General features: G+C 62.3%; 11 protein-coding genes. 4 read left to right on the plus strand and 7 right to left on the minus strand.

The window, feature by feature from the left end:
- Positions 1–96: 96 nt before the first annotated feature.
- Genes K288_RS44530 through K288_RS0103680 form a run of 3 tightly spaced genes read left to right on the plus strand, consistent with a single transcriptional unit; the run spans position 97 to position 4,963 of the window.
- Positions 97–1,068, plus strand: coding sequence for a DUF559 domain-containing protein (locus tag K288_RS44530; RefSeq protein WP_152535360.1), 972 nt, complete (start codon positions 97–99; stop codon positions 1,066–1,068).
- Positions 1,065–1,799, plus strand: coding sequence for a hypothetical protein (locus K288_RS0103675; protein WP_027578354.1), 735 nt, complete (start codon positions 1,065–1,067; stop codon positions 1,797–1,799). The genes K288_RS44530 and K288_RS0103675 overlap by 4 nt, the downstream gene beginning before the upstream one ends.
- Positions 1,799–4,963 carry an ATP-binding protein gene (locus K288_RS0103680; RefSeq protein ID WP_027578355.1) on the plus strand — a complete coding sequence of 1,055 codons (3,165 nt, stop codon included), beginning with the start codon at positions 1,799–1,801 and terminating at the stop codon, positions 4,961–4,963. The genes K288_RS0103675 and K288_RS0103680 overlap by 1 nt, the downstream gene beginning before the upstream one ends.
- 132 nt (positions 4,964–5,095) lie before the next feature.
- On the opposite strand, the gene K288_RS0103685 is transcribed toward K288_RS0103680, so the two are convergent.
- From K288_RS0103685 to nthA, 3 genes are read right to left on the minus strand one after another with little or no spacing between them, the layout of a single operon-like run.
- Complete coding sequence (locus K288_RS0103685) at positions 5,096–5,476, minus strand: nitrile hydratase accessory protein (protein ID WP_027578356.1); 381 nt, start codon at positions 5,474–5,476, stop codon at positions 5,096–5,098.
- Positions 5,476–6,135: a nitrile hydratase subunit beta gene (nthB, locus tag K288_RS0103690; protein WP_027578357.1), complete on the minus strand. Its 660-nt coding sequence runs from the start codon at positions 6,133–6,135 to the stop codon at positions 5,476–5,478. The genes K288_RS0103685 and nthB overlap by 1 nt, the downstream gene beginning before the upstream one ends.
- Positions 6,132–6,758, minus strand: a complete 627-nt coding sequence (gene nthA / locus K288_RS0103695) for a nitrile hydratase subunit alpha (protein WP_027578358.1) — start codon at positions 6,756–6,758, stop codon at positions 6,132–6,134. The genes nthB and nthA overlap by 4 nt, the downstream gene beginning before the upstream one ends.
- Positions 6,759–6,838: 80 nt before the next feature.
- Between nthA and K288_RS0103700 the strand changes: the two genes are divergently transcribed.
- Positions 6,839–7,645 carry an enoyl-CoA hydratase/isomerase family protein gene (locus tag K288_RS0103700; protein WP_027578359.1) on the plus strand — a complete coding sequence of 269 codons (807 nt, stop codon included), beginning with the start codon at positions 6,839–6,841 and terminating at the stop codon, positions 7,643–7,645.
- A 2-nt stretch (positions 7,646–7,647) separates the two neighbouring features.
- Here the strand turns inward: K288_RS0103700 and K288_RS49395 are convergent, their stop codons facing one another.
- The 4 genes from K288_RS49395 to K288_RS0103720 all read right to left on the minus strand — a co-directional run bounded on the left by K288_RS49395 (position 7,648) and on the right by K288_RS0103720 (position 13,068).
- Entirely contained in the window at positions 7,648–7,989 is a 342-nt protein-coding gene (locus tag K288_RS49395; RefSeq protein WP_051334332.1) for a hypothetical protein, read from the minus strand.
- A 117-nt stretch (positions 7,990–8,106) separates the two neighbouring features.
- Positions 8,107–9,234, minus strand: a complete 1,128-nt coding sequence (locus K288_RS0103710) for an ABC transporter permease (RefSeq protein WP_027578360.1) — start codon at positions 9,232–9,234, stop codon at positions 8,107–8,109.
- A gap of 4 nt (positions 9,235–9,238) precedes the next feature.
- Positions 9,239–11,980 carry a ribosome-associated ATPase/putative transporter RbbA gene (rbbA, locus tag K288_RS0103715; protein ID WP_027578361.1) on the minus strand — a complete coding sequence of 914 codons (2,742 nt, stop codon included), beginning with the start codon at positions 11,978–11,980 and terminating at the stop codon, positions 9,239–9,241.
- A complete protein-coding gene (locus tag K288_RS0103720; RefSeq protein WP_051334333.1) occupies positions 11,977–13,068 on the minus strand; it encodes an HlyD family efflux transporter periplasmic adaptor subunit in 1,092 nt (363 codons plus the stop codon). The genes rbbA and K288_RS0103720 overlap by 4 nt, the downstream gene beginning before the upstream one ends.
- Positions 13,069–13,144 lie beyond the last annotated feature (76 nt).

The following is a 13,144-nucleotide window of genomic DNA, read 5'->3' on the forward strand; positions in this document are numbered from 1 at the left end:
GTGGCTGGGGAGACCGTTACACAAGATTCAATCGGCCGCGTCGTATTGAACGCGACGCCGGGAACGGTACTGGTTCTCGCCGGGCTGGACGGAGCCATGCTCGGCCGTCTGATAGATCAGCTCGAGGCCAAGTCGGATTCTCGTCGTGCGTTGTTCACGCGGCTGTCACGGGCGCAGACGACGGAGGCCGCGGTTCAACAACTGACGGATCAGCTTGCAGACACTGCACACCGGCTATGGCCCGTTTGGTTCACTGACGTCAGTTTTTCTGGATGCCGATCTGACGCACTGGGTCAACTCGCCGCATCTGCGATCGTGCGCCGCGCTGCGGCCGATATCCGTGACTTACAGATGACTTGGGCGGAGGCTGCAACCAAACTTGCGTTGGATCAAAGACGTCCGCTCGTTCGGAACGTGCCTGCCGAGGTCGAAGTGGCGCAGCTTGCGCTCGCGATCAGCCGGCACGGCCTGGCATTGGTCATCGATGCCGAGCAGGCCTGCGCGGATTCCAACCCTGCCGCCATCGTGTACACGCTGGAATGGATTGCTCAGCTCACCCAATGCGTTGTGGTCGCATTGTTTCGCGCGCTGCCGCCACATCGACCTCCGTTCGACCGCATCCTCTACGGCGCCCGCGTGCTTGTGGTGGAAGAGCAGGTTGATCAGACAGAGATACCAGCGCCTTCAGCTGAAACGGTCTGGCTCGCGCCCTGGATGGGTTCACCACATCCGCTCAGCGAGATCGAGCAGCGCCTTGAGAAAGCACTGCGCGCCGACCAGGAATTGGCGCGCCTGTTCGATTGCAACCAGTTCATCGAGACCATTCGCGGTTCACGGCCGAAGGTGGATTTCGTCTGGACGCAGGGCCGGATGGTGATCGAGCTGGTTGGCTATGGCAGCCACGGCAATCGCACCGCTTTCATCCAGGATCGGAATCGCGACTACGAGCTTACGTTGAGTGGATACACGGTCCTGCGTCTTGCCAACGACGAGGTTGCGCAGGACGTCGGGAAAGCGGTTGAGAAAATCCGGGACATCGTCCGGCTTTGCCGCGGCCGGATCAAATGAGCGAGGCAGCAGTGGCGAAGAAAAATAAACCGACTAATCAGGTAGAAAAAGACCGAGGCGTCGCGACCAAACATCCGCCCAGGACCCGCGAACAGAAGAATGCGGAGAAACAGGCGCTTGCGATGTGGGCGTTGTTGGGGGAGGGCGGCGAGGCCTATGGCGGAAAATTGAAGCCAGAGATCAAAAAAGCCGAGCGCGAAGCGCTCTTGAAGCTGGGTTTGATCCACAAAACAAAACAAAAAAACGGGGCGATTTGGCTCAGCACCACTGACAAGGGCTGGGATTGGGCTGAGCAGCACCTGAATGAACCATTACCGGAAAAAAACTTTGGCGGTACCTTCGTACTTCGAGCATGGCTTACACGCCTATCTCATTTTTTGCAGGTACGTGGCTTTCGTCTGTCTGATTTATTCCTCGATCAATCCGTTCCGTCTCCCGACAAACCGGCTGCACAACACCCGCCGGAACATGCCGAGCTGCGCGAGCGTATTCGGGCGGCGTATCAGGAGGTTGCAGGAGGTTTTGATCGTCGCCTGCTGCTCCGCGACCTGCGCCCGCGTCTTGCTGACCTCGACCGCCAACAGGTGGACTCTGCACTGATGCAGATGGTCCGCGACGGCGAGGCATCATTGATGCAGCTCGACTATCGCCCCGACGTCACAGACGAGGACCGCGCCGCTTCGCTGCAGATTGGCAACGAACCCAGGCATATCATCTGGATATCAGCGTAATGACCGAATTAGATATTTTGCGTGAAGTCGATTTCAACTGGACGCGTCAGTTGCGAAGCGTCTGGCGCGATCAACATTATAGCGTGCCGCTTCACCAGGACGTCCTTGAGGACGTCATGACGTATTTTCTCAAGGGCACGCGCGATCCGGAACCCGAGAACGAACCGGTTGGACGTGTCATCCTCGGCGCGGCAGGGCACGGCAAGACCCATCTCATCGGGGAACTCAGACGGCGGGTTTGGGCGGGGGACAATACATTCATTCTGATCGATCTTGTTGGCGTTACGGATTTTTGGGCATCGGCGGCACTCGGCTTTCTCAACTCACTTCAGATCAAGGTCGATGAGCGTCAGACGCAATATCATCGGCTTATGCACAAGCTCACCTCGTTCCTGAAGGTGCAGTCGCAATTGAGTGCGATCGCCGCGCGCTACAGAGGGCGGCCACGCGAGTTGATACCTGAGTTAGTCAAGACGTTCATCACAGCGCTCACTCAAACAGATCGACCGAAAGCGCTGCAGCATAGCGATGTTGTACGCGCGCTCGTGCTGTTGATCTCCGACGACCTGGAATGCGCCAGCATTGCCCATGCCTGGTTGCAAGGTATGGAATTGGACGCAGCAGATCTACGTGACCTTGGTTTTGTGGCGCTGCGTAAGCCGGCAATTGAAATCGTGCGTGGCATTTCATGGCTGTTGAGCCTTGTTGGGCCAACGATGATCGCGATCGATCAGATCGATGCAATCGTCAGCCAAGCGCATCTCGAAAGGCCGCAATCGTATGCGACCTCCGGCGACGAGCAATTGGAGACTCAATCGATCATCGAAAAGCTGGTTGAAGGGTTGATGGGCCTTCACGACGTAAAGCAGCGAGCCGTAACGGTCATTTCGAGCCTCGACGTGTCCTGGGAGGTGCTGAAGGCACGCGCGACCGTCGCGGTGGACGCACGCTATCGTTCGCCAACCCGTCTTAACGCGCTGTCGCAGCCCCAGGTGGCGCAGATGCTGGTCGCCGCTCGCCTGATGCCTGTTTACGCGACCGCGGGTTTTTCGCCTCCCTCCGAAACCTGGCCGTTTGCGCCCGAAGCATTCGAGACGGCGATAGGATTCTCTCCGCGCCAATTGCTAAGAGCGTGCGAAGATCATCGGCGGCGCTGTATCGCCGCGGGCAAAGTGGTGATCTGCAAGACTTTCAGCAACACGGAGCCGCTGCCATCACTGAAGTTGCATCTCGGTCTACAGGACGTGTTTGGGCGGGAACAGCGCGCCGCAGTGGTCGCGCCCTTGCTCGATCCAGACAACGAAGAGCGGTTGGCGGCCGTTCTGGCGGAAATGCTGAATATCTATGCCAGGCAGCTCGAGCTTCCAGACGATATCGATGTCGTCTCGCAACGGGATCCCGACCAGCGCCGGCCGTCGCTGCACGGACGACTGACGTTCACCTTCCGCAGTGAGGCTGACCGCGAACAGCACTACTGTTTTCGGATCATTTCGCACGCAAACGCCATCGCATTCCAAGGCCGCCTGCGTGCGGCAATGACAGCTTCCGGCGTCGATCGAGCACTTGGGTTTAGGCATCTGTTTATTCTGCGCAAGAATGCGGCTCCAAGCGGCGCGAAAACCAAGCAGCTGGTCGAAAAGTTTGAACAGGCCGGCGGCAAGTTCGTCGCTCTCAGCGACGACGATCTGCGGACCTTCATGGCGCTCAACGCCATGGCGGAGCGAAAGCCGGAGGGGTTCGATGCCTGGCTACGCGAGAGCAAGCCATTGTTCGAGACGTCACTGTTCCGTGCGGCAGGCCTTGCGCCGCCTGCGTTCCTGCCGTCTGCGCCACCGCCAAGCGCGCCTACTCCGCCGTCGCCGTCGCCCAAGCCAATGCTGGGACCAACAGCATCGACCAATCCTCCCGGGCCGGAGCCGCAACAGACCGCCGCCCGGCGCGATATCCCGCTCGGCCATCGCTACGACCGTGGCACCGCTGGCACGCCCGCGAAGCTCGCGGCCGATCTCCTGCCGCGGCACGTTGCGATCCTGGCCGGTACCGGCTCTGGGAAGACCGTCCTGCTGCGCCGCATCATTGAGGAAGCCGCGCTGCTGGGTATTCCTGCAATCGTGCTCGACACCAACAACGACCTTGCGCGACTGGGCGACCAATGGCCCGCGCCGCCGGATGGCTGGACCGAGGAGGACGCAGGCAAAGCCGCCAGGTACGGGCGTGACGTCGATGTCACGATCTGGACGCCCGGCCGCAACGCCGGCCGTCCGATGTCGCTGGCGCTGTTGCCGGACTTCGCCGGTCTTGGTGACGACGAGGACGAGCGCACCCAGGCGATCGAGATGGCGCGTGCGACGCTGGCGCCGTTCATCGGGGCGAGAGGGGCGAACGCGCAATTGAAGGAGGGGGTTTTGGCGGATGCCCTGCGGACGTTCGCGAGGGAAGGCGGCGGAAGCCTGGAGCGGTTGATCGACACCTTGTCGGAGCTTCCCGAGGAGGTCAGCCAGATCGACGGCGCGCCAAGGCTCGCGGCCGGTATGGCGAATTTGTTGCGGGCAGCAATTGCGACCAATCCGCTATTGCAATCGCGCGGCGTCCCGCTCGATCCCGAAATCCTGTTTGGCACTGATCCGGGCAGCATCAGGATCTCCGTCATTAACTTCTCGGGACTGGCGAGCGACGAGGCCAAGCAGTCGTTTGTCAATCAGTTGCAGATGTCGCTGTTCACCTGGATCAAGCGTCATCCGAGCCCGACCGGCCGGCTATTGGTGCTCGACGAAGCGCAGAACTTTGCGCCCTCGCAGAAGACGACGCCCTGCAAGGAAAGCACGCTGGCGCTCGCGGCCCAGGCCCGCAAATACGGATTGGGGATGATCTTTGCGACGCAGACGCCTACCGGCATCGACAACAAGATCGTCTCGAACTGCACCACTCATTTCTATGGTCGCATGAGTTCGCCGGCGACGATCGCGGCTACTCGCGGCCTCCTCGAAGCAAAAGGGGGCGGCGGCGGGGAGGACGTGGCGCGATTGATCCGCGGGGAATTCTATTTTTCGACCGAGGCGGTTCCGCGCCCGATGCGCATTCGCACGCCTATCTGCCTGACATGGCATCCGGCCAATCCGCTCACGGCGGCGGAGGTCGTGGACAGAGCGCGGCGGGGGGAATGAGCTAGAGCGTTTTCGAGCGAAGTGGATACCGGTTCGCGTAAAGAAAACGCGTCAAAACAAGAATCTAGAGCTTCGGTTCTGATTCAATCAGAACCGAAAATGCTCTAGGGGCGGCCGGCTGGCCGCCCGACGCTAACCGGCAAAATCCTCCGGCCGCAGTTCGATCGGCTTGCCGTGCGGGGTGCGGTCGGCGGCGTGATCCCAGGCGTCGCGGTAGTGGTGCAGAGCCTCGGCAGTGGCGACGCCTTTTTCGGCGACGAGCTGTTCCAGCGTCGCGAGCCAGTGGCGGTAATAGGTCTCGCCGGTGTCGGGATCACCATCTGCCTGCGCGCGCTTGATCTGGTCGGCCAGGGCTGCGGCCCATTCGTTCCAGGTGAACAGGCCGCGCTCATGCAATGTCAGCGCCATCGCAAACGCCTGCGCTTCCCAGGGTTCGCGGAACACCGGGCCTTCATCGTCGCGCGGGATGCTCGATACGGCGGCGGTGGCGCGCGCGGCTGCGGCGCTGTCCATCAGGCGCGCTCCAGATATGGCTCGAAGGCGTCGACCGAAATCTTGACGGTCGGATCCGAATCCGCTCCCCACAATTCGGTTCCGTCGAACACTACCGTGTAGAGCCACTGCGGGTTCTCGCCGGCTTCTACTGCAGCGGAGTCTGGAAATACGTGACAGCCATGGTCGCGCTCGACCACGCCGACATGGCCGCGCACATAGCGGGGCAGCCGGGTGTGCGTGAGCGGGTGGATGTTCTTCGCGCGCACCTTGTCGCCCGGCTTGAACTTTGCCGGCGCTGGCGCCGTGCGGCCGAACCTGCCGCGCACCATCACGCGTTCGACGTCATCGAGCCCGAACTTGCCGTGCTTGAGCGGTTTCGGCGGCTGCACCGCATGGCCAGTTACGACTTCTTCTTGCGCAATGAACCCCTTGTCCAGCAACAGGTCCTCGAGCCCCAGCAGCCACTTCTTGTAGTAGCAGCTCGCGAGATAGATGTGCGGCGGCAAAGACTCGCGATAAAAGCGCGAGATGTCGATGTTGTAGGCGCCGGCAGCGCCCATCGCGCGCACCATCGCCATCACCCGTGCTTCCCACTCGGCATGGAACATCGGTTCGTTCGGCTCGGGCTCGACCTTGCCGAACCCGTCCATGCCGCCCATGTCGTGCACGCCGTTCATGACGGCGCTCCCGGCCGGTTCGGAAATCCGGTGCCGATCATGGAGTCGCGCGTCACGAGGTCCGCAAGCTGCGCCTCGCTCCACCCCTCAGTGCCGTCGGGCCGCATCGGCAGCACGAGGAAGCGCGTCTCGGCTGTCGAGTCCCAGACCCGGATTTCGGTCTCCTTCGGCAAGGTCACGCCGAAATCGGCGAGCACGCCCCGCGGGTCTTTCACCGCACGCGAGCGGTAGGGCGCGGCCTTGTACCAGACCGGCGGCAGACCGAGCATCTCCCAGGGGTAGCAGGAGCACAGGGTGCACACGACCATGTTGTGGCGCGCCGGCGTGTTCTCGACGACCACGAGATGGTCGCCGACGCGGCTGACATGACCGAGCGAGCCGACGGCCTTGGTGCCGTCCTCCAGCAGCGCCTTCTTGAAGGCAGGATCCGTCCAGGCCCTGGCGACGACCTGCGCGCCGTTATGCGGGCCGATCCGGGTCTCGTAGGCCTGGATGATGGCGTCGAGCGCGGCCGGCTCGACATAGCCCTTCTCGGTCAGGATCGTCTCGAGCGCGCGCACGCGCAGCTCGGTCTCCGACAGTTCCGAATGGTCGTGGTCGTGATGATGATCGTGATCGCTCATGGCGTGAAGATAGGCGAAAAAAGCCGACTCTGTCGAGGCGTGGATTCTGCTAGCATTTCCGCCATGACAGGGAGGCAATCGTGGCTGAATACATAAAAATCGAAAAAGGCCTGGGTCCGGAAGGCCGCGTCGCGGTCGTGCGCTTTGACCGGGGCGACGGAATCAATGCGCTGTCACCGGAGGCGCTTCGCCAGCTCACCGATGCCGCGCGCAGCTTCGAGGATGATGGCGCGACGTCCGTCGTCGTGCTCACCGGCGGCGCAAAATCCTTTAGCGCCGGCTTCGACCTCAAGGATGCCGAAGGTCGTTCGCGCCGCAGCATGGACATGGGCACGCTGCGCCGCCACCTGAAACTGGGGCCGCGGCTGTCGCGGGCCTGGCAGGACATGGAACAGGTCACGATCGGCGCGATCGAGGGCTTTTGCATCGGCGGTGGGGTGGCGCTGGCGGTCGCGCTCGATTTCCGCGTGATGGCGCGCGACGCCCATATGCGCGTGCCCGAGATCGGGCTCGGCATGAACATGAGCTGGCAGAGCGTGCCGCGCATGCTGCACCTGATGGGACCGGCACGGACCAAGCAGGCCGTGATCCTCGCGGACGAGCGCATCTCGGCCGCAGAGGCCTATGAATGGGGATTGGTGGAGCAGGTGGCCGATCCGGGCAAGGCGTTTGAGGCCGCCATGGCGCTCGCGACAAAGGTCGCCGCGCAGCCGCCGATCTCGGTTGCTATGACGAAGCTCACGGTCAACCGCCTCGCGCACGCGCTCGATGATCTGGCTAGCCACATGGACGTCGATCAGTTCGCGCTGGCAAGTCTGACCGAGGATCATAAGGAGGGTGTCGCGGCATTCCTGGAACGGCGGAAGCCGCGATTCAGGGGACGATAGCGCTATCGTCGTGACCCCGTCGTGGCGTGCACGTCAGCGGCCATTTCGAGGCAGGTCTGGAGCTCGACATAGCTCGGCGTGCTATCGATGCTGGACTCGCCGATGCATGACGCTTTGTCTTTCGCCGTGAACTTGCTCCATTGCCCGGCCAACTGCGTTCGGGCCTGCTCCTCGGCCTTCGTACATGACGCCAGGGTCTCTCCGATCCCTACCGTCTCGGCCGTCTCTGCCTTGCAGATCCGGGCGATGTCAAACTTCGGCACGGCGTCCGCTGCGTGCACGTCATGAGATGAAGTGATTAAAACTACCGCGCCGAGTGCGGCAAAAACGATGAATCTTCGCATGTTCGACCTCCGGTCGCACCGATTATCATTAGACAAGCTCGTTCGATTTTGACGAAGATCAAGCCGGAGGCCGAGCACGTGAACGTGATCATGCGCAGCGCTCGAGCATGAAACGCTCTAGTTTGACGCCGAGCTGAGCGTGGAGCGGAAGCGCAGCAGCGACAGCATCAGGAACAGTGAGGCGATGCCGGCGACGGCGAGGAATTGCGGCCACACCACGTCGAGGCCGGCGCCGCGATAGAGGATCGCCTGCGCGAACGAGACGAAGTGAGTGGAAGGCGAGGCCTGCATCAGGGTGGCGAGCCAGGTCGGCATGCTCTCCAGCGGCGTGGCGCCGCCGGACAGGACGTTCATGGGCACGGCGACCAGCATGTAGAGCAGGCCGAGCTGCGGCATCGACCGCGCGACCGTGCCCAGGAACAGTCCGATCGCGGTCGCAAAGAAAAGGTTGAGGATCGCTCCAAACATGAAGAGCGGGATCGATCCGGCGATCGGGATCTTCAGGAGCAAGCGGACCACCAGATAGAGCGACAGGCCGACCGCGACCGCAATGACGAACCCGTTGGCCCAGATCTTCGACATCGCGATCTCGAACGGGCTTAGCGGCATCACCAGGAGATGATCCATCGTGCCATGCTCGCGCTCGCGCACCAGCGCAGCGCCGGCGAGGATGATGGCGAGCATGGTGACGCTCGAGATGATGCCCATGACGCTGGAGAACCAGGCAGTCATGACGTTGGGATTGAACGCGATCCTGACTGCCAGGTTGACCGGCGATTCCGGCACGCGTTCCACCTGGGACACGAACTGGGCGATCTCGGTATTGATGATCTGTTGCGCGTAGCCCGATCCCAGCCCGGCCTGGATCATCGCAGTGGCGTCGACATTGATCTGCAGTCCCGGCTGGCGTCCCGCCAATACGTCGCGCTGGAAGTTCGGCGGGATATCGATGACGAAAGTGTATTTGCCGGTGTTCATCAGATGCTCGATGTCGGCCTGCGCGATCGCCACAGGCTCCTTGAAATAGGGCATCAGGAACGCATGCGTGATCCGGCGGGACAATTCCGAATGATCTTCGTCGACCACCCCGATCGAGGCATGGAACACTTCCTGGGCATTGCTTTGCGCCTGGCTGATGATGGCAAGCGAGAACGAGTAGATTACGAAGCCGAGCAGCACCCAGTCGCTGAAGAAGCTGCGCAGTTCCTTGGTGCCGAGCCAGAAGATGTTGGAGAGCGAGCGCATGATCTCATCGCTCCTGCTTGGGGAGCAGCATCATGCTGAGCGACGTCAGCACGGGGACGAAGACGAGGAGCATGAGGATGCTCGAACCGAGATCGGCAAGCCCCAGTCCCTTGGTGAAGGCGCCGACGCTGATCGGGCGGTAATAGCTCATCGGGAAACACAGCCCGATCAGCTGCGCCGAGCCCGAAAGCGACGATACGGGGGTCATCATGCCCGAAAACTGCTGGGCAGGCAGGATGGTGAGGATCGCAGTGCCGAACAGCGCGGCGATCTGGGTGGTGCAGAAGGTGGAGATCAGCATGCCGTAGCCGGTCGTGGTGAAAACGTAGATCACCGTACCGGCAAGCAGCGCCACGAAACTGCCCTTCAGTGGCACGTTGAAAATGAAGACCGCCATCGCGAACATGATGATGAAATTGATCAGCGCGACGGCGACGTAAGGCAGCTGCTTGCCGACGAGGAATTCAAGCCGCGTCACCGGGGTGACGTAGAGGTTGGTGATCGAGCCGAGCTCCTTCTCGCGCACGACGGCGAGCGCCATCAGGATGGCCGGAAACAACGCGAGCATCATCGCGAGCGTCGACGGCACCATGGCGTAGATGCTGTCAAAATCCTGGTTGTACTTGAACCGGACTTCGATATTGGCGGGCAGGGGGGAAGCTGCCTGCGTCGTGTTCAGCACGGGATCGCTCAGATAGAGCTGGTGCATGCCCTGCAGGTAACCCCGAATGGTTGCGGCGCGGAACGGCATGGCGCCGTCGATCCACGCCGACACGTAGGCGGGCCGCCCGCGCTTGATGTCGAGGCCGAAGTTCGGCGGGATCTCGATGCTGGCCGAGATGTCGCCGTTCTTCAGGCGGCGATCGAGATCGGCATAGTCTTTCAGCGGAGGCTTTTCGAGGAAATAGGGCGATCCTCTCAGCTCCGACAGATAGGCGCGGCTTTCGGGCGTCTGATCGCGATCGAGCACGGCAAAGCTGAGATTGTTGACGTCGGCCGAAATGCCGAAGCCGAACACGATCATCAGGAGCGCCGTGCCGAACAGGGCGAACATCAGCCGGATGCGATCGCGCACCAGCTCAAGGCCCTCGCGGATCGTATAGGCGAACAGCCGTCGCAGGCTGAAAAAGCTGCGCCGGTCGCGCCCAGCGATCTTCTCTGGTTCGGCGGCGATCGCCTGCGGCTGGTCGAGAGTCACGGCCGATGGCGTGCCCGGTTTTTCCTGCTCCAGGAAGCTGATGAAGGCATCCTCCAGGCTTTTGGCGTTTCTCGCCTTGATCAGTCCGGCCGGCCTGTCCGTGGCCAGCACGTGTCCTTCGTGCATCAGCGATAGCCGATCGCAGCGTGCCGCCTCGTTCATGAAGTGCGTCGAGACGAAAATGGTCATCCCTTGATTGCGCGACAGGTCGATCAGGAGCTGCCAGAACTGATCGCGCGCCAGCGGGTCGACGCCTGAGGTGGGTTCGTCAAGGATCAGGAGGTCCGGCTTGTGGACGACGGCGACGGCAAGCGACAGCCGCTGCCTGATCCCGAGCGGGAGTGAAGAGGCGAGATCATCGAGATAATCGGCGAGGTCGCATTTCTCGATCAGCTCCGCGATGCGCGCCTCGGCAAACGCCGGGGGCAGGTGAAACAGGCGCGCGTGCAGGACGAGGTTCTGGCGAACCGTGAGCTCCCCGTAGAGGGAAAAGGACTGCGACATATAGCCGACACGGCGGCGGGCTTCGAGGTCGCCGGCGCGCAGTACCTCGCCGAAGATCAGCGCCTCGCCCTCGGATGGCGGCAGCAGCCCGGTGAGCATCTTCATGGTCGTCGTCTTGCCCGATCCATTCGAACCGACGAAGCCGAATATCTCGCCGCGGCGGATCGTGAAATTCACGCGGTCGACCGCGGTGAAATCGCCGAACCGGCAGGTCAGGTCCTTTGCAACAATGACAGGCTCGGCGTGACCGTCGAGCGGCGGACCGATCGGCTTTTCGTTACCGTCACGCTGTCGCTGCGGGAGTAGGGCGACAAAGGCGTCTTCGATCGATTCTGTGCCAGTCTGTTGCTTGAGATCGGAGGGCGAGCCGGTCGCGAGGATCTTTCCCTCGTTCATCGCCATCAGCCAATCGAACCGCTCGGCCTCTTCCATATAGGCGGTTGCGACGAGCACGCTCATTCTCGCGGTGCGCCCTCTGATACGGTCGATGAGATCCCAGAACTGGCGGCGTGACAGCGGATCGACGCCGGTCGTGGGCTCGTCGAGGATCAGGAGATCGGGATCGTGGATCAACGAGCAGCAGAGCCCGAGCTTCTGCCGCATTCCGCCCGACAGCTTGCTGGCCGGCCGGTCGGCGAACGGCGCAAGCCCGGTGCTTTGCAGGAGCTCATTGATGCGCCATTCGCGCTCCTTGCGCGACTGCTCGAACAGCCGGGCGAAGAACTCGACATTCTCCTTAACGCTCAGGTCGGGATAGAGATTCTTGCCGAGCCCCTGCGGCATATAGGCGATGCGCGGACAGATCAGGGCGCGCTCGGCCGCCTTGGAGATGTCGGTGCCGAGAACGGCGACCGCGCCCTCCTGGATCTTCCGCGCGCCGGCGAGGATCGCGAGCAAGGAGGATTTGCCGACGCCGTCCGGCCCGATCAGGCCGACGAGGCGTCCGGCGGGTATGTCGGTCGATATGCAGTCGAGCGCCGTCACCGAGCGGTAGCGATGGGAGAGGGCTCGAACGATTGCGACCGGGTCGTCGCTGCCGTTCATGGGGCACCCTGCAGCTTCGCCGGCCATGCAATCGCGGAATCCCAGCGGACATAGGCGACACCGGGAAGCCCACTTCTGACCGCGTCCGCACGCGCAAGCAGGCGTTCAGGGTCGATGCGGACCCGGATGCGGAACATCAGCTTGTCGCGCTCGGTCTTGGTCTCCACCGTCTTCGGCGTGAACTGCGCCTGGCTCGCGACAAAGGAGACCTTCGCCGGAATCGGATGATCGGGATAGGCGTCGAGAACGATGCGTGCGTCGGCGCCGACCTTGACCTTGCCGGCTTCCGTCGTCGGCAAATAGAGGTCCATATAGACATAGGTCAGGTCCAGCATCGTGAAGACCTTGCCGCCGGCCGCAAGGACTTCGCCGATATTGGTCAGGCGGTACTGAATCCGGCCCGCCTTCGGCGCCACCAGCGTGTTGTCGGCGATCTGTACCCTGTAGAGACCGGCATCGTGCTGGGCCGCTTCCAGCGCGTGCTGCGTTTCGAGCACCCTGGCTTGAGCTGCGGCAAGCGCACCATTGGCGGCGTCAAGCTGCTGCTTGCGCTGGTCCAGCAATTCCTTGGTCGCCCAGCCGTTCTTGTGGAGGTACTCCGTCCGCTGGTTTTCCTGCTCGGCCAGGGTCTTCTGCGCCTGCTGCTGGGTAAGCACCGCCTCGGCTTCCTCGATGGCGCACTGCGCCTGCCGGCCCTGTGCAACCGATTTCGAGAGCGATTGTTCGAGATCGCGGGTATCCATCCGCGCCACGACCTGCCCGGGCGCGACCCTGTCGCCGACATCGGCCAACAGCTCGTACACCCGCCCGGCATACTTCGTGCTGATGTCGATTTCGTCGGCTTCGATGCGGCCGTTGCCGACGCTGATACCGACAGGCAGCGGCGGATGCGCCTGTTTCCAGATGTAATAGCCGCCGCCACCGGCGCCGAGCACCACGAGGAGGAGCGCTGCCGTGATCCGCAAACCGCGCCGTTTGCCGTTTCGACGGACCGGCACGGGCAGATGCGGTACGGGAGCAGGCGAGGGCAAATGAGACGCATCGGGGGCTTGCGCGCCTCCTTTGATCTCTTCGATTTGATCTTGCATCGGTCAGTGCCTTGGGTTGCAGAACTTGTCCGCAAATCTTGCACCGCCGCATCCGCAGGCTGTTGACGTAACGCAA

Origin of the sequence: Bradyrhizobium sp. Ai1a-2 (assembly GCF_000426245.1) — a bacterium.
GTDB lineage: Bacteria > Pseudomonadota > Alphaproteobacteria > Rhizobiales > Xanthobacteraceae > Bradyrhizobium.